The 19,832-nt window shown below is 64.9% G+C and carries 21 protein-coding genes and 1 riboswitch; of the genes, 18 read left to right on the top strand and 3 right to left on the bottom strand.

The features are described 5' to 3' along the window. Positions 1 to 35: 35 nt before the first annotated feature. Positions 36 to 1,238: a signal recognition particle-docking protein FtsY gene (gene ftsY, locus ACQCSV_RS12580; RefSeq protein WP_426938521.1), complete on the top strand. Its 1,203-nt coding sequence runs from the start codon at positions 36 to 38 to the stop codon at positions 1,236 to 1,238. 81 nt (positions 1,239 to 1,319) lie between these two features. On the opposite strand, the gene ACQCSV_RS12575 is transcribed toward ftsY, so the two are convergent. Next, positions 1,320 to 2,561, bottom strand: coding sequence for an MFS transporter (locus ACQCSV_RS12575; protein ID WP_354153706.1), 1,242 nt, complete (start codon positions 2,559 to 2,561; stop codon positions 1,320 to 1,322). 226 nt (positions 2,562 to 2,787) lie between these two features. Here ACQCSV_RS12575 and ACQCSV_RS12570 point away from each other — a divergent pair, with 226 nt between their 5' ends. Both ACQCSV_RS12570 and ACQCSV_RS12565 read left to right on the top strand, forming a co-directional pair. Further along, positions 2,788 to 4,137, top strand: coding sequence for an ammonium transporter (locus tag ACQCSV_RS12570; protein ID WP_354153707.1), 1,350 nt, complete (start codon positions 2,788 to 2,790; stop codon positions 4,135 to 4,137). Continuing rightward, a complete protein-coding gene (locus ACQCSV_RS12565) occupies positions 4,134 to 4,472 on the top strand; it encodes a P-II family nitrogen regulator (protein WP_354153708.1) in 339 nt (112 codons plus the stop codon). Before ACQCSV_RS12570 ends, ACQCSV_RS12565 begins: the two co-directional genes overlap by 4 nt. Before the next feature lie 81 nt (positions 4,473 to 4,553). Here ACQCSV_RS12565 and ACQCSV_RS12560 read toward each other — a convergent pair whose 3' ends face one another. Continuing rightward, complete coding sequence (locus tag ACQCSV_RS12560) at positions 4,554 to 5,957, bottom strand: glucose-6-phosphate dehydrogenase (protein WP_354153709.1); 1,404 nt, start codon at positions 5,955 to 5,957, stop codon at positions 4,554 to 4,556. Between the two features lie 88 nt (positions 5,958 to 6,045). Between ACQCSV_RS12560 and ffh the strand changes: the two genes are divergently transcribed. Continuing rightward, positions 6,046 to 7,626, top strand: coding sequence for a signal recognition particle protein (gene ffh, locus ACQCSV_RS12555; RefSeq protein WP_354153710.1), 1,581 nt, complete (start codon positions 6,046 to 6,048; stop codon positions 7,624 to 7,626). 103 nt (positions 7,627 to 7,729) lie between these two features. Then, on the top strand, positions 7,730 to 8,464 hold the full coding sequence (locus tag ACQCSV_RS12550) for an alpha/beta hydrolase (protein WP_354153711.1): 735 nt from the start codon (positions 7,730 to 7,732) through the stop codon (positions 8,462 to 8,464). Positions 8,465 to 8,468: 4 nt separating this feature from the next. Here ACQCSV_RS12550 and thiC read toward each other — a convergent pair whose 3' ends face one another. Continuing rightward, complete coding sequence (gene thiC / locus ACQCSV_RS12545) at positions 8,469 to 10,286, bottom strand: phosphomethylpyrimidine synthase ThiC (RefSeq protein WP_354153712.1); 1,818 nt, start codon at positions 10,284 to 10,286, stop codon at positions 8,469 to 8,471. Continuing rightward, positions 10,281 to 10,388: riboswitch (TPP riboswitch) on the bottom strand. (Overlaps the previous gene by 6 nt.) Before the next feature lie 154 nt (positions 10,389 to 10,542). On the opposite strand from thiC, the gene ACQCSV_RS12540 reads away from it, so the two are divergent. The 13 genes from ACQCSV_RS12540 to ACQCSV_RS12480 all read left to right on the top strand — a co-directional run bounded on the left by ACQCSV_RS12540 (position 10,543) and on the right by ACQCSV_RS12480 (position 19,822). Further along, positions 10,543 to 11,418 (top strand): VOC family protein, encoded by an 876-nt coding sequence (locus ACQCSV_RS12540; protein ID WP_354153713.1) that lies wholly within the window; start codon positions 10,543 to 10,545, stop codon positions 11,416 to 11,418. Positions 11,419 to 11,531: 113 nt separating this feature from the next. Next, a complete protein-coding gene (locus ACQCSV_RS12535) occupies positions 11,532 to 11,969 on the top strand; it encodes a hypothetical protein (RefSeq protein WP_354153714.1) in 438 nt (145 codons plus the stop codon). 212 nt (positions 11,970 to 12,181) lie between these two features. After that, on the top strand, positions 12,182 to 12,598 hold the full coding sequence (rpsP, locus tag ACQCSV_RS12530) for a 30S ribosomal protein S16 (RefSeq protein ID WP_111909386.1): 417 nt from the start codon (positions 12,182 to 12,184) through the stop codon (positions 12,596 to 12,598). 1 nt (position 12,599) lies between these two features. Beyond that, positions 12,600 to 12,842 (top strand): RNA-binding protein, encoded by a 243-nt coding sequence (locus ACQCSV_RS12525; protein WP_160671756.1) that lies wholly within the window; start codon positions 12,600 to 12,602, stop codon positions 12,840 to 12,842. A 111-nt stretch (positions 12,843 to 12,953) separates the two neighbouring features. Next, positions 12,954 to 13,499, top strand: coding sequence for a ribosome maturation factor RimM (gene rimM, locus ACQCSV_RS12520; protein ID WP_354153715.1), 546 nt, complete (start codon positions 12,954 to 12,956; stop codon positions 13,497 to 13,499). Then, entirely contained in the window at positions 13,500 to 14,357 is an 858-nt protein-coding gene (gene trmD, locus ACQCSV_RS12515; RefSeq protein ID WP_354153716.1) for a tRNA (guanosine(37)-N1)-methyltransferase TrmD, read from the top strand. A gap of 243 nt (positions 14,358 to 14,600) precedes the next feature. Then, positions 14,601 to 14,960, top strand: coding sequence for a 50S ribosomal protein L19 (rplS, locus tag ACQCSV_RS12510; protein ID WP_056349088.1), 360 nt, complete (start codon positions 14,601 to 14,603; stop codon positions 14,958 to 14,960). Positions 14,961 to 15,044: 84 nt separating this feature from the next. After that, positions 15,045 to 15,722 (top strand): signal peptidase I, encoded by a 678-nt coding sequence (lepB, locus tag ACQCSV_RS12505; RefSeq protein ID WP_354153717.1) that lies wholly within the window; start codon positions 15,045 to 15,047, stop codon positions 15,720 to 15,722. Then, on the top strand, positions 15,723 to 16,619 hold the full coding sequence (lepB, locus tag ACQCSV_RS12500) for a signal peptidase I (RefSeq protein ID WP_354153718.1): 897 nt from the start codon (positions 15,723 to 15,725) through the stop codon (positions 16,617 to 16,619). A gap of 23 nt (positions 16,620 to 16,642) precedes the next feature. Then, a complete protein-coding gene (locus tag ACQCSV_RS12495; protein WP_426939561.1) occupies positions 16,643 to 17,377 on the top strand; it encodes a ribonuclease HII in 735 nt (244 codons plus the stop codon). Positions 17,378 to 17,470: 93 nt separating this feature from the next. Continuing rightward, positions 17,471 to 17,797, top strand: coding sequence for a DUF2469 domain-containing protein (locus ACQCSV_RS12490; RefSeq protein WP_111909356.1), 327 nt, complete (start codon positions 17,471 to 17,473; stop codon positions 17,795 to 17,797). 123 nt (positions 17,798 to 17,920) lie between these two features. Beyond that, on the top strand, positions 17,921 to 18,277 hold the full coding sequence (locus tag ACQCSV_RS12485) for a YraN family protein (protein WP_185260822.1): 357 nt from the start codon (positions 17,921 to 17,923) through the stop codon (positions 18,275 to 18,277). Further along, positions 18,278 to 19,822, top strand: a complete 1,545-nt coding sequence (locus ACQCSV_RS12480; RefSeq protein WP_426938520.1) for a YifB family Mg chelatase-like AAA ATPase — start codon at positions 18,278 to 18,280, stop codon at positions 19,820 to 19,822. The last annotated feature ends 10 nt before the right edge of the window (positions 19,823 to 19,832 follow it).

Raw genomic sequence — 19,832 nt, 5'->3', positions numbered from 1 at the left:
CCGATCCCCTGCCACGTTTGTGAGAAGCTAGGGGAGTGAATGACATCCTCCCCATTATTCTGTCCATTGTTGCTGCCCTGGCGGTTATTGGCGGGCTGATCCCGGTCCTGTTGAAGACGCGGAAGAACATCACCCAGTACCCCGGGACCCGTGACGCCAATGATCCCGTCGCCGGCGGGGGAACACTGCTCGAGGACGCGCCCGTGGTTCCGGCCGAGCGCAACGCTCCCGCCGGCGTCGACCTCGAAGTCCTTGAAGTCACCGACGTTCCTGATGACGTGGCAGGCCTGGAAACCATCCAGGTTGAGACCCCCCTCCCCGTTGCCGGCCGCCTGACCCGGCTCCGCGAGCGTCTGGTCCGGTCGAACAACATCCTCGGCAAGAGCCTGCTTGCGTTGCTCTCCAGCGACAAAATCGACGAGAACGTCTGGGATGAAGTGGAGGAGACCCTCCTGCTGGCCGACCTCGGCACCGAACCCACCATGCAGCTGGTCGACGCCCTCCGGGAGCGCGTGAAAATACTCGGCACCAGGACACCCGACCAGGTCAAGGCTCTGCTCCGCGAGGAACTGATCAAGCTGGTGGACCCCACCATGGACCGCGCACTGCGCACCGACAGGCACGCGGACAAGCCGGCCATCGTGCTGGTGGTCGGCGTCAACGGCGTGGGCAAAACCACCACCGTGGGCAAGCTCGCCCGCGTGCTTGTTGCCGAGGACAAGGACGTCCTGCTGGGCGCGGCGGACACCTTCCGCGCCGCAGCCGCCGAGCAGCTGGCCACGTGGGGCCAGCGTGTGGGTGTACCCACCGTGAAGTCCGACGTCGACGGCGCAGACCCAGCGTCCGTCGCCTATGAGGCGGTTAAGGCCGGCATTGACCAGGAAGTCGATGTTGTCATGATCGACACCGCCGGCCGCTTGCAGAACAAGACCGGCCTCATGGATGAACTCGGCAAGGTCAAGCGTGTCATCGAAAAGCTGGCCGAGGTGGATGAGGTCCTGCTGGTTCTGGACGCCACCACCGGCCAGAACGGCCTGAACCAGGCCCGCGTCTTCGCCGAGGTAGTGAACATCACCGGCATTGTCCTGACCAAACTGGACGGGACCGCGAAGGGCGGCATCGTGGTGGCCATCCAGAAATCACTCGGCGTGCCGGTCAAGCTGATCGGACTCGGCGAAGGCGCCGATGACCTGGCCCCGTTCGAAGCCGAGAGCTTCGTCGACGCCCTGCTGAACTAGGAACCGGGTTTACCCAAACACCGGGTTAAGCAAACGAGGGGTGAGTCCCCGCCGCTAAGCCGAAGCTTCAGTGGCGGGAACTCACCCCTCAATTCGTTTAAGCGGCTCTCGCGTCACAGCCCAGCAGGCCGCCGCGAGCACCAGCACACCGCCGGTGACCCCGAATGCCCAGCCGTAGCCCAGCCGGTCTGCCAGAACTCCCACCAGGACCGGTCCGGCAATGGCGCCGACGTCCGAGGTCATCTGGTAGGCGGCCAGGACGCGCCCGCCGGAGCGCTCATTGCCGATGACATCAGCGACGGCTGCCTGCTGGGCAGGTCCCAGCAGACCGGACCCCACCCCGGCTACAACCGAGGCGGCCAGGAACCACCCCAGGTGGGACGTGAAGCCGATGGCGGCCGTGGCGAGCCCGGCGACCAGGAGCCCGACGACCATCAACGGCCGCCTGCCCAGGCTGTCCGCCAGCCGGCCGGAGAATGTCAGCGCGGCGGCATTGCCGGCAGCAAAAACGGCCAGCGCCAGCCCGGCAGCCTCCGGACCGGCGCCGAGCGCAGCAACCGCAAACAGCGGGACGATGGCCATCCGCACACCGAACGTGGCCCAGCCGTTGGCGAAGCTGGACATCAGTGCCGAGCGGTACGCACCAACTTGCCAGGCCTCGATGAACGGCATGTCAGGGGCGCGGCCCACCGTGGACCGGTCCGCCGACGGCGCGTGGCTGAGCTGGGTCTGCACCACAGCGGCAGCAAGGATCAGCGCGGCCGCGTAGCAAAGGAACGGGACCCGCAAGCCGAATCCAGCCAGCAGCCCGCCCACCACCGGGCCCAGGACGCTGCCGATCAGAAACGCGGATGCGTAGGCGCCGGATATCCTGCCCCGGCTTTGCGGCGGTGCCAGTCGCACCACAAGGGCCATGGAAGCCACCGTGAACATCACTGAGCCCACACCGCCAAGCCCCCGGAAGACCAGGAGCTGCCAATAGTCCTGGGCAAAGGCGCATGCCGCGGTTGAAACCGCAACAATCAGCAGCCCCGCCACATAGACCGGCCGCTCACCCCAACGGGCTATCAAGGCCCCGCCCGCCGGCGCGAACACCAGCCGCATGAAGGCGAAGATGCTCACGATCACGGCGGCGGCCGTCGCCCCGACGTCGAAAGTGGTGGCGAACTGGGGCAGAACCGGCGCCACCAGCCCAAAGCCGAGGGCAATCAGGAACGCCGCAGCGAGCATCACCTTGATGTCGCGCGGAAGCGTGGGCCTCTGCGGGCGGACAACTGACAAAATCCGCGTTGTGGCGCGGCTCACGCGTGATGGTGCCGTCATGGGGCGGTTTCCTTGCAAGGTAGGCAGCCGAGGGTCGGCGGCAGTGGTGAAACATAACCGTAACAAGCCAGATATGCACCATTTACTTCCGGGAGGTTGTTGTAACAAGCCAGCAATGAAAATCCTCTGCGGCCGAAACACCGCAGCGACAGACTCGATGCAGGACGCAAAAGGCGTTAGTAAGGCGGAGTATTCCGCAGCATCGATCACAGGGAGGACGTGCACCATGGAACTTACCGCAGGTCACGTATGGCTCATGGTGGCAGCAGCACTCGTGCTGTTCATGACACCAGGTCTGGCATTTTTCTACGGCGGCATGACGCGCGCCAAAGCTGCACTGAACATGATGATGATGAGCTTCATCTCCATCGGCATGGTCGGCGTAGTCTGGGTGCTCTGGGGCGCTTCGATGAGCTCCGGCGAGGGGTTCCTGCAGATCGTCGGGAATCCGTTCGCCACCTTCGGCCTTGAAGGCATCACCAGCCCTGACGGGCTCATCAAGGTCGGCTATGCCGCCACCTTCGCCATCATCACCGTCGCCCTCATCAGTGGCGCGATCGCTGACCGCGCCAAGTTTGGCGCCTGGACCGTCTTCGTCCCCGTCTGGGTCACCCTCGTCTACTGCCCCCTGGCCTACATGGTCTGGGGCGGCGGCCTCTTCGGCTCCGAAGGCGCCATTGGCCAGGCCCTCGGCCCGGCCATCGACTTCGCCGGCGGCACCGTGGTCCACATTAATGCCGGTGTGGCAGCCCTCGTACTCGTCCTGATCATCGGCAACCGCCGCGGATTCGGCAAAGACCCCAACCACCGCCCGCACAACATCCCGTTCGTGATGCTCGGTGCAGCCATCCTGTGGTTCGGCTGGTTCGGCTTCAACGGCGGCGCGGCCACCACTGCTGAGCAGGGCGGCCTGATCTGGGTCAACACCCTCGCAGCCCCTGCCGCGGCAATGCTCGGCTGGCTCGTCACAGAGCGCATCCGCGACGGACACCCCACCTCCCTTGGGGCAGCCTCCGGTGTGGTTGCCGGCCTGGTTGCCATCACCCCTGCCTGTGCCAACGTCAGCCCGGTGGGCGCGCTCGGTCTCGGTGTCGTCGCCGGTGTCGCCTCGGCCCTGGCCGTCGGCCTCAAGTTTCGCTGGGGCTTCGATGACTCCCTGGATGTTGTGGGCGTTCACTTGGTCTCCGGCATCATCGGAACGGTTGCCCTGGGCTTCATCGCACTCCCCGCCGACGGTGTGGGCGGCGGCCTCTTCTACGGCGGCGGCGCGGCCCAGCTTTGGGCCCAGCTCGCAGCGGCAGGCATCGTCATCGCCTACTCGGCGACCCTCACGGCGATCATCGCCTTCGCCATCCACAAGACCATGGGCTTCCGGGTATCCCAGGAACAGGAAGCTGTTGGCGTTGACCTCAGCCTGCACGCCGAAACGGCGTACGAGTTCGGAGTGGGCGGCCACGGCGGGAGCTTCCAGCCGTTTCACGAGCTGATCACGGGCAAGGGCTCTGCCGCTGACGGCGAAGTTGCCGGCGCAAAGAAGTCCGATCCGGCAGCGGGCAAGGAAAGCGTGGAAGCATGAAACTGATCACAGCGATCGTCCGCCCGGAGAAGCTCGAAGCCATCCGGGAAGGCCTGGAGTCATACGGTGTCCAGGGGCTGACGGTCAGCGCAGCCAGCGGCTACGGCCGCCAGCGCGGCTACACGGAGGTCTACCGCGGAGCGGAATACAACGTGGACCTCCTGCCCAAGATCCGGGTTGAAGTCCTCGCCACGGAGGAACAGGCTGATGACATCCTGGACGTCATCATCGCCAGCTCCAACACCGGCCGGGCGGGCGACGGCAAAGTCTGGACCGTGGACGTCTTCGAAGCCGTCAGGGTCCGGACCGGCGAACGCGGCGTCGCCGCCATCTAGCTGTTCCGGAAGTCCATTGATCCAGGCGAAAGAGCGGGCAGGGAACCTCCAAGGTTCCCTGCCCGCTCTGTTTGTTCTGGCCTACTCAACCGCCGCGGAACCTGGCCATCCGGCGGGACCGGCCGAACCGGCGTCGTACTTTTCCAGCGGCACCGTGCCCCGCTGCCAGGCCTTCAGCACCGGCTCAAGAATCCGCCAGCAGTCCTCCGCTGTGTCACCGCGCACCGAGAGCAGCGGATCACCGCTCAGGACGCCCTCGAGCACTTCGCCATAGGGCAGCAGCTCAGAAGCGCTCAGCTCCGCATTCAGCGTTGCGCGGCTCAGGCTGAACATGCTGCCGGGACCGTTGACGTCGACGTCGAAGGCCAGCGTATCCGGCCCGAACCCGATCCGCAGCCGGTTAGGGGAGTCCACGCCGGTGAAGCCCGCCGGAAGGTGCGGCACGGGCCGGAAGGTGACCACGGCCTCCTTCCGTTGCACACCGAGGGCCTTGCCCGAACGCAGAATGAAAGGGACCCCCTTCCATCGCCAGTTATCGATGTCCACGCGGACTTCCGCCAGGGTCTCCGTCCCACGGGATGCGTCCACGCCTTCTTCCCGCACATAGTCCGGGACCTTCCTGCCGGCAATCGAACCCGCCGTATACGTGGCCCGGCGCGTGGATTTTGCGTAAGGGGCGCTGATGCTGCTGGCGCGGAGCACGGCCGCGATGGCGTCCCGGAGGTCCCGCTCCCCGAGGGTGGCCGGCGGCTCAATGGCCATGAGCGCCATGATCTGCAGCAAGTGGCTCTGGATCATGTCGCGCAGGGCGCCGGCATTGTCGTAGTACCGCGCCCTGCCCTCCAGCGCCAGGTCCTCGTCGAAGATGATCTCGACCTTTTCCACATGCTCGCGGTTCCATACGGGTTCCAGGAAATTATTCGCAAAGCGCAGGCCCAGGATGTTCAGCACCGTGGCTTTCCCCAGAAAATGGTCCACCCGGTGGATGTGGTCCTCCGGCACCAGCGCAGCGAGTGTGCGGTTAAGGGAACGGGCGGAGGCTTCACTGGAGCCGAAAGGCTTCTCCATGACCAGCCGTGTTCCGGCCGGAACCTGGTCACGGTGCAGCGACTCGCAGGCCAGCTGGCTGACATGGGGAGGCAACGCAAAATAGATCGCGGTGGGGCCGTCCAGCCCGGCCAACAGTCCCGCCAGGGCTCCTTCCGCCGTAACATCAAGCTGGTGGTAAGCGGTGGCCTTAGCCAAGGCGGTGAGCGCCTTTTTTCCAACCGTGTTGGCGGCCTCCGCAGCTGGGGCGAAGGCCTCGTGGACCCGGGTACGCCACTGTTCCGGCGTCCAGGCGTCGGATCCGGCGCCCACCAGGGTCAGGCCATCAGTCCGGCCGGTAGCCACCAACCGGGCCAGTCCCGGCAGCAGGAGGCGGCCGGTCAGATCGCCTGAGGCGCCGAGAATGAGCAGGGTTTTTACACTTGTTTGGCTCGTCACCCTGCCAGCATGCCATCCGGCAAGCCCGACTTGGTACCCTAGATAGTCGAGTCCCCCCTGTAAATCCACTGAAAGAAGTGCGCGGCGCGTGTTCAATTCACTCTCTGACCGGTTGACAGCAACCTTCAAGAATCTCCGTGGCAAGGGCCGCCTCACTGAGGCCGACGTTGATGCCACAGTCCGGGAAATCCGCCGCGCCCTCCTGGATGCCGACGTCGCCGTTTCCGTGGTGCGTGAATTTACGGCCCGCATCCGCGAGCGTGCCCTCGGGGCAGAGGTTTCGGGGGCGCTGAACCCCAGCCAGCAGATCGTCAAGATCGTCAATGAGGAGCTCGTTGAGATCCTCGGCGGCGAGACCCGCCGCATCCGCCTGGCCAAGTCCGGACCCACCATCATCATGCTGGCTGGCCTCCAAGGTGCCGGTAAGACCACCCTCGCGGGCAAGCTCTCCAAATGGCTCAAGGCTCAAGGTCACAGCCCCCTCCTGGTGGCATGTGACCTTCAGCGGCCCAATGCCGTCACTCAGCTCCAGGTTGTGGGCCAGCGTGCCGGCGTGCCCGTTTTCGCGCCGCACCCCGGAGCCACTTCGGAACTGGAGCACCCCGCCGGTGACCCGGTCGCCGTCGCCCGCGCCGGCGTCGACGAAGCGCGCCAGAAGCTGCACGACGTCGTGATTGTTGATACCGCCGGGCGCCTTGGCGTTGACGCCGAGATGATGGAGCAGGCGAGCCAGATCCGCCGCGCCATCGTCCCCAATGAAGTGCTGTTCGTGATTGACGCCATGATCGGACAGGACGCCGTGAACACGGCTGTCGCGTTTGACGAGGGTGTGAACTTCACCGGAATCGTGCTGTCAAAGCTCGACGGCGACGCCCGCGGTGGTGCCGCATTGTCGGTCGCGTCGGTCACCGGTAAGCCGGTCATGTTCGCCTCCACCGGCGAAGGCGTGGATGACTTCGAGCTGTTCCACCCGGACCGCATGGCCTCCCGCATCCTGGACATGGGTGACGTCCTCACTCTGATTGAGCAGGCCGAGAAGAACTGGGACAAGGACGAAGCCGCCCGGATGGCGAAGAAATTCGCCGACCAGGAAGACTTCACCCTGGATGACTTCCTCTCCCAGATGCAGCAGATCCGCAACATGGGCTCCATGAAGAAGATGCTCATGATGATGCCCGGTGCGCAGAACATCCGCGAGCAGCTGGAGAACTTTGACGAGCGCGAGATTGACCGGGTCGAAGCGATCGTGCGATCCATGACGCCGCACGAACGAGTCGCCCCGAAGATCATCAACGGCTCCCGCCGGGCACGCATCGCCCGCGGTTCAGGCGTGCACGTGTCCGAGGTCAACGGCCTGCTGGAGCGCTTCGGCCAGGCCCAGAAGATGATGAAGAAGATGGCCCAGGGCGGCGGTATGCCCGGAATGCCGGGGATGCCCGGCATGGGCGGCCCCGGCAGCGCGCGGAAGGGCGGCAAGAACGCCCCGAAGAAGAAGGCCCGCTCAGGCAACCCTGCCAAGGCTGCCCAGGAGCTCAAGGACGCCGAAGCCCGTCGGGCCGGCGCGGCGAAAGCTCTCCCCACGGGGGCGTCGTTCGGCCAGCAGGGTGGCGACTTCGACCCTTCGCAGTTGAACCTGCCCAAGGGATTCGACAAGTTCCTCGGCAAGTAACCACCCCGCCGGGCCGGGTAGCTGCAGGTGTTGTGTTGAGCACTCACGCCGACACATACTGCTGCCCAATCGGGATGTCGGCGCCGTGGAATAGGGTTGGGTCATGTTCAAACAGCGGGTAGTGTTCGTGCACGGCGCCGGACCTTTCGGTGCGGCGGCGTGGACGCGTCAGCACGGGATGGCGCTGACGTACGACGCCCTGTTCCTGCGGCGGCACGGCTTTGACCCCGTTGCTGAGCCCCTGGAGTCCTCGTTCGCCGAAGACACCGCCATCATCCTGAGCTCTCTGGCCGATGACGGCCGCGGTGCCGCCGGCGGCCATGTTGTGGCCCACGCCGAGGGTGCCATTGCGGCCATGATGGCCGCCGTCGATCGCCCCGATCTGGTGTTTTCCCTGACGCTGATTGAACCGGCGTGCTTGTCTCTGACCGCCGAACAGCCGGCCACGTCTGCTCACAGGGCGCTGATGCAACCGCTGTTCGATGCCCGGCACCAACTCAGTGATGATGATTTCCAGCGTGAGTTCGTGCGGAGAATGTTCGCGGCAGACCTGCAGGAGCCCGCCACGCCGGAGGAAAAACGGTCGGCGCGCCGGCTCCGGTTGCAGGCGCCGTCCTGGGAGGCCCCGCTGCATATTGTTCCGGGCGTCCCCACCATGGTCCTGACGGGCGGCTGGGAACCGCTCTACGAGGAGATCGCCGGATATCTGCAGGAAACCGGTGCCCTGCACCGCATTGCTGCGGGAGGACACCGGCCCCAGGACTCTGTCGAAGGTGACCGTGCCATCCGGTCGTTCATCGCCGCCGTAGGCAGGTCACGCTCGGTTCAGGCTTCCTGAGCCGTCAGCTCCCGGCCGGAATCCGAAGCTCCGGGAGGTAGACCTTCCCGCCGGCGGCCAGGAACTCCGCACTCTTTTCGCGCATCCCGCTGTAGGCCTCGGCGATGGCCGCCTGCGAATCTGCGGAACCGTATTCGTCCCTGATGTCCTGGCTGATCTTCATGGAGCAGAACTTCGGGCCGCACATGGAACAGAAGTGTGCGGTTTTGGCCGGTTCGGCGGGCAGAGTCTCGTCATGGAAGGCCTCCGCCGTGACGGGGTCCAGGGACAGCGCGAACTGGTCGCGCCAGCGGAACTCGAACCGGGCCTTGGACAGGGCGTCGTCCCGTTCATGGGCGCCGGGGTGGCCCTTGGCGAGGTCGGCTGCATGGGCGGCGATCTTGTAGGTGATCACCCCGGTCTTCACGTCGTCCTTGTTCGGCAGGCCAAGGTGCTCCTTGGGCGTGACGTAACAAAGCATGGCGGTGCCGTACCGGGCGATTTCGGTGGCGCCGATGGCGGACGTGATGTGGTCGTAGCCCGGGGCAATGTCCGTGACCAGCGGCCCCAGTGTGTAGAACGGGGCGCCCTTGCAGAGCTCCTGCTGGCGTTCCACGTTCTCGCGCACCAGGTGGAACGGGACATGCCCGGGACCCTCCACCATGACCTGCACATCGAATTCCCACGCCCGCTGCGTAAGCTCCGCGAGCGTGTCCAGCTCCGCAAACTGGGCGGCATCGTTGGCGTCCGCGGTGGCTCCCGGGCGCAGTCCGTCGCCCAGGGAGAACGCGACGTCGTACTTGGCGAAGATCTCGCACAGCTCGTCGAAGTGCGTGTAGAGGAAGTTTTCCTGGTGGTGGGCCAGGCACCAGCCCGCCATGATCGCACCGCCCCTTGAGACGATGCCGGTGACGCGGTTGGCCGTCAGCGGCACGTAACGCAGCAGCACACCGGCGTGGATAGTCATGTAGTCCACGCCCTGCTCGCACTGCTCAATGACGGTGTCCCGGAAGATTTCCCACGTCAGTGCGTTGGCCTCGCCATTGACCTTCTCCAAGGCCTGGTAGATGGGCACCGTGCCGATGGGCACGGGGGAGTTGCGGATGAGCCATTCCCGCGTGGTGTGGATGTCATCGCCGGTGGAGAGGTCCATCACCGTATCGGCGCCCCACTGGGTGGCCCACTGGAGTTTGTCCACTTCCTCGGCAATGGAGCTGGTCACCGCGGAGTTGCCGATATTTGCGTTGATCTTGACCAGGAACGCCTTGCCGATAATCATCGGTTCGGATTCCGGGTGGTTGATGTTGTTGGGGATGATGGCGCGGCCGGCAGCGACTTCGCTTCGGACAAGCTCCACGTCGCAGTTCTCGCGAAGGGCAACGAACTGCATCTCCGTGGTCACCACACCCTGCCGTGCGTAGTGCATCTGGGTGACGTTCCGGCCGTCGACGGCGCGGCGGGGCACCGGCTGTGCCCCCTTCCACTCCGCAGAGGCTGCGCCGCGCCGCACGGCCGACTTGCCGTCGTCGAGCAGGTTCCGTTCCCGTCCGCTGTAGGGCTCGGTGTCGCCGCGGGCGGTGATCCACTCCGAGCGGAACGGGTTAAGGCCCACCACCGGATCGCTGCCCGGCCCGGCCGTGCGGTAGGTCCGGAAAGGCCCGTTCGCCGAGCCGTTCGGCGACGGTTCCAGTGCGATCTCGGTCACGGGAACCCGGATTCCGGTGGCGTCATCAGTGATGAACGCCAGTGAGTGGGACTTCAGTGACTGGGTTTCAGGCTGGAACGTTTGATCCTGGTCGGCGTCAGTTTGGGCAGGGATCAGCTGTGTTTCTTGTGTATTCAATGAATACTCACTTCCTTCGCCGGCATTACCCGGACAGGTTCAACGGTCGCAGGCAGCGTCAGCCCGATCTCAGCCCTTACAAGGGCTCCCGTGTGGTCAACTCGAAACTACCACAGGCCGAGGGCGGCCAGGTGACGGCAATCACGGGACCGGGGTCGCAATCTGCCCCTCCAACCACTTGAATTAAATTGAAGCTTCAAGTAAATTAGTGGCATGGCCGCCTTCGCCCCGAAGGCCAACGGACCGGGAGCGTTCAATGACTGCAGAAGCCACCAGCCGGGATCTCCTTCCCGCCGACCTCTCCATGGGCACCGTCATGCTCAAGGTGGGCGACATGAAGCTGATGACCGACTATTACCAGCGCGCACTCGGCCTGGAGGTTGTGGCCGAAGAGGACGGCGGCGTCTACCTTGGCCGCCTTCAACGCCCGCTCGTCCATCTCGCGGCCGCCCCTTCGCTGATCCTTCCTGGCAGGGGAGAGGCCGGGCTGTTCCACACCGCGCTGCTCTTTGACAACCAGGCATCGCTGGCTGCCACGGTGGCCTCTGCGGCCCAATACGAACCCCGGTCTTTCACCGGCAGCGCCGACCACCTCGTCAGCGAGGCCTTCTACTTCAATGACCCCGAAGGCAACGGCATCGAACTGTACTGGGACAGACCCCGCGAAAACTGGTCCTGGAATGGGAAGGCTGTAGTGATGGACAGCCGGGCACTGCCGCCGCAGCGCTACCTCGAGCAGCACCTGACCCAGGAATCCGTGGCCGGCCAGCGGGCTAGCGAAGCCGGCGTGGGCCACGTCCACCTCCAGGTGGGCGACGTCCAGTCAGCGCACGATTTCTACGTGGGCACGCTGGGCTTCGAAAAGACCGCCGGCTGGCACGGGCAGGCGCTGTTTGTCTCGGCGGGCGGGTATCACCACCACATGGCCATGAACGTCTGGAACAGCCGCGGAGCCGGTCCCCGCAGGGACACCCTGGGCCTGGGCGAAGTGCTCATCGAGGTCCCTTCCGGGGATGACGTCGGAGCGCTCGCCGACCGCCTGATGGTCGCCGGTGTAGCCTCGCACCACACGGGCGCCGTGCTTCGCTTCGAGGACCCGTGGCGCAACAATATCCGTGTCGCCGTCCGCTGAGTGCGGATGCCAAAAGAGCGGCCTGCCTTGTACTAGGCTGATTCTGAACGGACGGGGCGGCACCTGATGCAGCCCTTCCGGGCCGCACCGTCGACGGAATAAGGGCTGTTCCCATGGGCTTCACTGAAATTTTTGTTTCCACTCACGATGCCGCGCTGAAGCGGGCCGTCGTCCTGGATGCGGGCGGCTCCCCGGCGGGCGAGGGTCTGCGGATTCCCGGAATCAGCGATTTCGAAATCGAGCAGCTCGGCGATCTTGCCGGTGCTGCGGTGCACGCCGGCGGCGCGGACTATGAACTGGCCATGGTGGACGTGGCGAGTGATTCCCTTCTCGGGGTTCCGCCGGCCATGGTGCGTGCGCTGGCCGACCTGCTCAGTTATGAGACTGAGGGGGAGGGTAATGTCCTGGATGACGTCGCTGAAAAGTGGGCCGCCCAGGATGACATGCCCTTCGGCGTGGCCGAGGCCCGGACGTACGTCAAGAAGGTCGCCGAGCTGGCGAACTCGATCGATGACGCCGCGCGCACCGGTGTCTACGTCTGGTCGTCGTAGGCCGGCCGTGGCCCGCCGGGTCCGACCGGCTGCCCCATCCCGACGTGTCAAGTCGAAATCCGGCCGCTGATCTGGCACAATAAACAGGTACTCGATCTGCGTGGCCCCTCTCTCCGCGTCCGGATCCTGTCCTTTGAACCCTCAAGTATGGCCCGCCCCACGGGTGCAGAACGTCGGTTTACCCCTTTTCTGAAACAGGAGTGACCACAAAAGTGGCCGTAAAGATTCGCCTTAAGCGCTTTGGCAAGATGCGCGCACCGTACTACCGCATCGTCGTCATGGACGCACGCTCCAAGCGTGACGGCCGTGCCATCGAAGAGATCGGCAAGTACCACCCCACCGAAGAGCCCTCATACATCGAGGTTGACACGGACCGTGCCCAGTACTGGCTCGGCGTCGGCGCGCAGCCGTCCGAGCAGGTTGCCGCGATCCTCAAGATCACCGGTGACTGGCAGAAGTTCAAGGGCCTCCCGGGCCAGGAAGGCACCCTGAAGACCAAAGCTCCGAAGGTTGCCTTTGTTGCCCCGGAGAAGGGTTCCGTGATTATCCCGGAAGCCATCACCAAGAAGTCAAAGCAGTCTGACGCAGCCGAGGCCCCGGCCGAAGCAGAGACCACCGAGGCTGAGTAGATTGCTGGCAGAAGCGCTCGAACACCTTGTCCGGGGAATCGTTGATTCGCCTGACGATGTCAAGGTCAGCTCGAAGAACAACCGCCGCGGGGACACCCTCGAGGTTCGTGTTCATCAGGATGACCTGGGACGGGTGATCGGCCGCCAGGGCCGTACCGCACGGGCATTGCGCACCGTTGTGGCAGCACTGGCAGACGGCGAACCGGTCAGGGTCGACGTCGTCGATACCGACCGCCGCCGTTAAGCGCTCAGCAACATCAGTTTTTGCTCCGGCCCTTCCACCAGCAACGGTGGAGGGGCCGGAGTGCTTTCACCACATCGCCTAATCCGGGCACGATCACAGACAGAGGAACAGATGCAGCTTCAGGTGGCACGAATCGGAAAACCGCATGGAATTCGCGGCGAAGTGACGGTCCAGGTGCTGACCGACGCTCCCGGGGACCGGTTCGTTCCCGGTACGGAGTTTGTGGTGGAGCCTGCATCCGCCGGCCCCCTCATTGTTGAGAGTGCGCGGTGGAATAAGGACATCCTGCTGCTCGCGTTCGAGGGAATCGAAACCCGCAACCAGGCAGAGACCCTGCGTGGCGCCAAGCTCTTCATCGAAACCGAAGAGCTGGACGAGGACGACGACGAAGGCTGGTACGAGCACGAGCTCGTGGGGCTCGAAGCCCGCGTGGGTTCGCGGGTAGTCGGCAAGGTCGCCGCCCTGCACACGTTGCCTGTCCAGGACCTGCTCGTGGTTGAAACACCGGACGGCAAGGAAATCCTGGTCCCGTTCGTGGAGCAGATCGTTCCCGAGGTCAATGTGGTCGGCGGTTTCGTCCTGCTGACTCCGCCGGACGGACTCTTTGAGGTCAACGACGGTGAAGCCGCTACCGGCGCCCCGGAGGAAAACGCGTAGATGAGAATTGACGTCGTCAGTATCTTCCCGGAGTACCTGGCGCCCCTGGAACTCTCGCTCATCGGCAAGGCCCGCCAGGACGGCCTGCTGGACCTGCGAGTCCATGATTTGCGTGATTTCACCACGGACAAGCACCGTTCAGTGGACGACACTCCGTACGGCGGCGGTGCCGGCATGGTGATGAAGCCCGAGCCGTGGGCGCAGGCGTTGGCTGCTGTCGCCGGCGCCGGTCAAGCCGAAGCAGGCGCCGAGGCCGCGGGGGGAAAGCCCGCCAGGCCGGTACTGATCGTCCCTTCGCCGGCTGGGGAGCGCTTCAGCCAGGCCCTGGCGTATGAGCTCGCCGAAGAGGACCAGCTGGTTTTCGCCTGCGGTCGCTATGAGGGCATCGACGAGCGTGTCACCGAGTGGGCGGAAGAGTACTTCAGAGTTCGCCCCATGAGCCTTGGCGACTATGTCCTGAACGGCGGCGAAGTGGCCGTTCTGGCGATGGTCGAAGCCATCGGCAGGCTGCTGCCGGGCGTGGTGGGCAACCCTGATTCGTTGGTGGAAGAGTCACATTCGGACGGGCTGCTGGAATACCCCGTATACACCAAGCCCTCCAGTTGGCGGGGCAGGGAGGTCCCTGCCGTTCTGCTGAGCGGCAACCACGGGAAGATCGCTCAGTGGCGCCGCCACGAGCAGTACCGGCGGACGGCGAAACGCCGCCCGGACCTGCTGGAAACGTTCGACGCCGGGAAGCTGCCACGTGCGGACCGGACGGCTTTTGGCGACCTCGGGTACGACGTCGTCGACGGTCACCTCCGGGCGCGGCGGCAGGCCGGGACCAACCACGACGCCGGAACCGACCCGTCAGCCTGAACCGGCGCGGCAGCGGTCGGCGGCGGTTGGCTGTAGGCCTGTGAGTGTGGCAAAATTAGTCTTTGTGTCTGCTGGGTCCGCACCTGCCACAGGGGGAGCGCCACCAACAGCTGGACACCCCGGGACCTTCAATCAGTGAAGGAACCGGACCCACTTAACTTTCGGCGGTAACTCCCGGGGCTTCCGGGCCTGCCCGCCGTGACCCAAAGTGAATGACCAGTGGCGTTCACCAGGAGTGCAATCATGCATATTCTCGATTCCGTAGATGCAGCCTCGCTGCGCACCGATGTTCCCGTCTTCCGCGCGGGTGACACCCTCAAGGTTCACGTGAACATCATCGAAGGCAAGAACTCCCGTGTCCAGGTATTCCAGGGCTTCGTCCTGGGCCGCCACGGCGACGGTCTGCGCGAAACCTTCACCATCCGCAAGGTCTCCTTCGGCGTCGGTGTGGAGCGTACCTTCCCGGTACACTCCCCGATCATCGACAAGATCGAGGTCGTCTCCAAGGGTGACGTGCGTCGCGCAAAGCTGTACTACATGCGCGATCTGCGCGGCAAGGCTGCAAAGATCAAGGAAAAGCGCGACTTCCAGCCCAAGAAGTAAGTCCCCAGGGACCTACAACGCAGGCCCCAGCCGGCCCAGGCCAGCGCCGGAGCCCTTCGCAACAGCGCCCCAGGAATACGGATCATGGACCAGACAAAACGCCAGCCCAGAAGAATGGGCTGGCGTTTTGTGTTTCTGGCGGTTCTCCTGGCCGTGGCTGTCAGCGGCCTGGTTCGTTCCCTGTTGCTGGATGTCTACTACATTCCGTCCGAATCCATGGAGCCGGTCCTTGCGGACGGGGACCGTATCCTGGTCTCAAGGACAGACTTCCACACCGAACCCATCCGGCGAGGCGACATTGTGGTCTTCGATGGCAGGGGATCGTTCGCTCCCCTGAACAGTGGGGAGGGCCCCCTTCTGGATTCCGTGGCCGCGGCTGGTCAGTGGCTAGGCCTGGCCGGCAGTGACACCACGTACGTGAAGCGAGTTATTGGCCTGCCGGGGGAGACCGTGGTCTGCTGCGATGCAGGCGGAAAGATCACCGTCAACGGTGAGGCACTCGATGAGCCGTACCTGTTCGACGGAGACAGCCCAAGCAAGCAGAACTTCATCGCGGTGGTGCCGGACGGGAGACTGTGGCTGCTCGGTGACCATCGCTCGGCATCTGCTGATTCGCGCAGCCTGCTCGGTGCGCCCGGCGGTGGCATGGTGCCGATCGACCGTGTCATCGGCAGGCCGGTCCAGATCGTCTGGCCACTTGATAGATTTGCTGCAGTACTACGGCCGCCAGCGGCAGGATCAACGACAGAGGACGCACAGTAAATGCCCGAGAACAATGCCCGGACACCCGAGCCGCCTCGCGACGGCGCCCCTGGTGCCAACGCCGACGGTATGTCCGCCAATACGATTTCCGGCGGCAGGACCTCCGACGGTGTGATTGCCGAAAACGTTATTGACAACCGCGGCGACTCAGACGACGTGGCGGTCGGCAGACCGTCGGCGCCATTGTCCGGCAGGCGATCCGCGGCTCCGACTACAGAGCCCGCCGCGCACAGCCAGCTCTTTGTCTGGCTGAAGGAGGTCGCCACGGTGGTGGTGATCGCCGTGGTGCTGTCCTTCCTGATCAAGACCTTCCTGTTCCGCGCGTTCTATATTCCGTCTGAATCCATGGTCAGCACCCTGGACGTCAACGACCGCATCTTCGTGAACCTGCTTGTTCCGGAGCCGTTTTCCCTCTCTCGCGGAGACGTTGTGGTGTTCCGCGACACCAAGGGCTGGCTGAGCACCGTGCCGGATGAAGCGAAGGGGCCATTCACCTGGGTCCAGGACGGCCTGACATTTGTGGGACTGCTCCCGGACAACTCCGAGCAGCACCTCGTCAAACGAGTGATCGGGCTGCCCGGTGACGAGGTGATCTGCTGCGACGACGGAGGTAAACTGACCATCAACGGATCCCCTCTTGATGAAGCCTATGTCAACGGGGCTGAAGTGCCGCAGATCCGTGCCTTCGACGTCGTTGTTCCGGAAGGAAAGGTCTGGGTCATGGGCGACAACCGGAACCACTCCGCGGATTCCCGTTCGCACATGGAGTCCAATGGCGGATTCGTCGACCTCGTGGACGTGGAAGGCAAAGCCGCCGTCATCGCGTGGCCGCTGAACCGGATCACGGTCCTTGACAACTATCCGGCCGTCTTCCGGAACGTGCCTGCGGGAGGCTAGCAGTGTCCGCAGTGACGCCGGCCATTCCGGCTCCGGCCACGGCCTCAGCCACGGCTCCGGCCCGCCTTACGTCCAGGGTCCGCTCCAAAGCACCGACACTGCGGCACGAGCGGACCTTCAAAGCGCAAGGCGCCCGCTACCTGGCGGGCGTGGACGAAGTGGGACGCGGAGCGCTGGCAGGACCTGTAAGCGTCGGGATCGCCGTCGTGGACCTCCACACCCAGAAGTCCTTGGCCGGTGTGCGGGACAGCAAGCTGCTCAGCCCCGCCGAACGAGAGAGGCTGGAACCCCTGGTCCGACGCTGGAGTGTTGCGTCCGCCGTCGGGCACGCTTCCGCGCGTGAGATCGACGCGTTGGGCATCATTGCTGCGTTGCGGCTGGCCGGTACGCGCGCCTGGCAGGACATCCTTGCGGCTGGCATCAGCCCGGATGTGGTGCTCCTCGATGGCAGTCACAACTGGCTCTCGCCCGCCGGGCAGCCTTCCCTGTTTGACGAGCCACCGGTGGACTTCGCATGCACTGCCCCCGTCCACACCAAGATCAAGGCGGACGTGCAGTGCCTGAGCGTGGCCGCCGCCAGCGTGATTGCGAAGGTGGAACGCGACGAGCAGATGCGCGGCCTGCACAGTGAGTACCCAGAGTTTGGCTGGGACGTCAACAAGGGCTACGCCACCGCAATTCACCGGGACGCGCTCCGCGCTGCTGGCGCCACGCCGTACCACCGGGTCAGTTGGAACCTCCTGGGCGGCGAATTCTGATTCCTTGCCGTACTGGTGCCTACCGCACTGGTGTACGGCTGATGGGGTGCGGACGCTGCGAGTGCGGCGCCCCGGATAGTGCAAGATGGAAGCATGAGTGCTGAGGATCTTGAAAACTATGAAACCGACATGGAGCTGCAGCTCTACCGTGAATACCGCGATGTTGTCGGGCTCTTCAGCTACGTTGTCGAGACCGAACGCCGCTTTTACCTCGCAAACCACGTTGACCTGCAGGCCCGAAGCGCCGACGGCGAAGTCTACTTCGATCTGACTTTGCAGGATGCCTGGGTGTGGGATGTGTACCGTTCGGCACGGTTCGTCAAGACTGTCCGGGTCCTGACGTTCAAGGATGTCAACGTCGAAGAACTGCCCCGCAACGAGGAACTCGCCCTGCCGAAGGATGTTGACCTCGGCAACTGAGGCAGGACCACTGTTCCTCCACAGCACTGCTGTATTCGGGCGATTTTCCGAGGTTACGCACATACACCAGTAGCCTCCTGTCCTCCGCTGTCCTGCCATTGCAGGCTGGTTGCGGAGGTAGAAATGAAATCCAAAGACCTGTTGGGCCGGCGCGGCGAGGAGCTCGCCGCCGGCTATCTTGAATCGCTCGGCATGCTGGTGGTGGAACGCAACTGGCGCTGCACCGAAGGTGAAATAGACATTGTGGCCCTCGACGGGGACTCCTTGGTGATTGCAGAGGTGAAGACCCGCCGTTCCCTGGACTATGGGCACCCGTTCGAAGCCGTGGGGCCGGACAAACTCGCCCGGCTGCATCGGCTTGGTTCGGCGTGGTGCCGGGACCGGGAGCTGCGGATGCCGCTACGGCGCGTGGACGTCATTGCCGTGGTGGACGACGGCGCCGGCGAACCCCTGGTGGAACACCTCAAGGGGGTGGGGTAGATGGCGCTGGGCCGGGCCTACTCCGTGGCGCTGGTGGGTTTGAACGGGTACATCGTCGAGGTGGAAGCCGACATCGGCCAGACTTTGCCGGCATTTGTGATCCTGGGCCTGCCGGATGCCGCGCTCAACGAAGCCAAGGAGCGGATACGTTCCGCGGCCAAAAATTCCGGAATTCCGTTAAGCCGGCGGAAGATCACGGCCAACCTCATCCCGGCGTCGCTGCCCAAACGTGGTTCCGGCTTCGACCTTGCCGTGACCATGGCGGTCCTGAGGGCCGCGAATGACATCAAGCCCACTGGACAGACTGTCTTCATTGCCGAACTCGGGTTGGATGGCCGGCTGCGGCCGGTGCGCGGGATCCTGCCTGCAGTGATGGCATCGGTGCAGGCCGGCTATCCGGACGTGGTGGTGGCACACGCCAACCTCGGCGAGGCGTCACTGGTTCCCGGAGCCAACGTCCGCGGATACCGGACGCTGGCGCGGCTTGCGCTCGATTTCGGTGCCGACCCGCAGGAGCTCGCACTGGACTTCGAACCGGTGGACGAGGCCGCGCACTGCTATTCCGAACCGGGGGCTCAGACAGTACCTGACATGGCAGACGTCTCCGGCCAGGGCGAAGCCAGACGTGCACTCGAGGTGGCCGCGGCCGGGGCACACCATCTGCTCCTGACCGGACCCCCGGGAGCGGGCAAGACCATGCTGGCCGAAAGACTTCCCGGTCTCCTGCCGGACCTTGCCGACAATGAGGCCATGGAAGTCACCGCCATCCACTCGCTCTGCGGTCTTCCCTCATCCGCCGTTCAGCTTGTGCGGCGGCCGCCGTTCGAAAATCCGCATCATTCGGCCACGGCGGCCGCCATCATCGGTGGAGGATCGGGGTTGCCCCGGCCGGGTGCGGCATCCCGGGCCCATCGCGGGGTCCTTTTCCTGGACGAGGCCCCGGAATACGAACGGCGAGTCCTGGACGCCCTTCGCCAGCCCCTGGAGAGCGGGGAGCTGGTCATACACCGCTCGGCCGGCACGGCGGCCTATCCTGCACGGTTCCAGCTGGTGCTTGCCGCCAACCCCTGTCCCTGCGGCAAGGCTTCGGGGAAGGGCCTGGACTGCACGTGCACGCCGATGATGCGGCGCCGCTACGTGGCCAGGATGTCCGGTCCGCTGCTGGACCGGGTTGATATCCAGCTGCAGGTGGAGCGCGTGTCGCTGGCCGACTTTGGCCAGGCAGGCGCCGAAGAAGATACAGCCGCCGTGGCCCGGCGGGTCGATGACGCACGCCGACGGCAGGCCGAACGGCTGCAGCCGCTCGGGATGGACACGAACTCGCAGGTGCCCGGCCGGATTCTTCGCGGGGCCCTGCGGTTGCCGGCCGGCGCCACCCGGATCCTGGACCACTCACTGGAGCGGGGCGTGCTGACGGCCAGGGGCTATGACAGGGTCCTGCGGCTGGCCTGGACTCTGGCGGACCTGTCGCACCGCGACATGCCCGACACCAACGATATCGGCCAGGCCCTTGGCCTCCGGCAGGCTGCCTCGGCAGCTGTGTGAAGGAAGAGAA

Source organism: Pseudarthrobacter sp. S3, from assembly GCF_050156905.1.
Lineage (GTDB): Bacteria > Actinomycetota > Actinomycetes > Actinomycetales > Micrococcaceae > Arthrobacter.
Note: the sequence above shows the minus strand (reverse complement) of the source record. Positions and strands in the feature narration are given on the sequence as shown.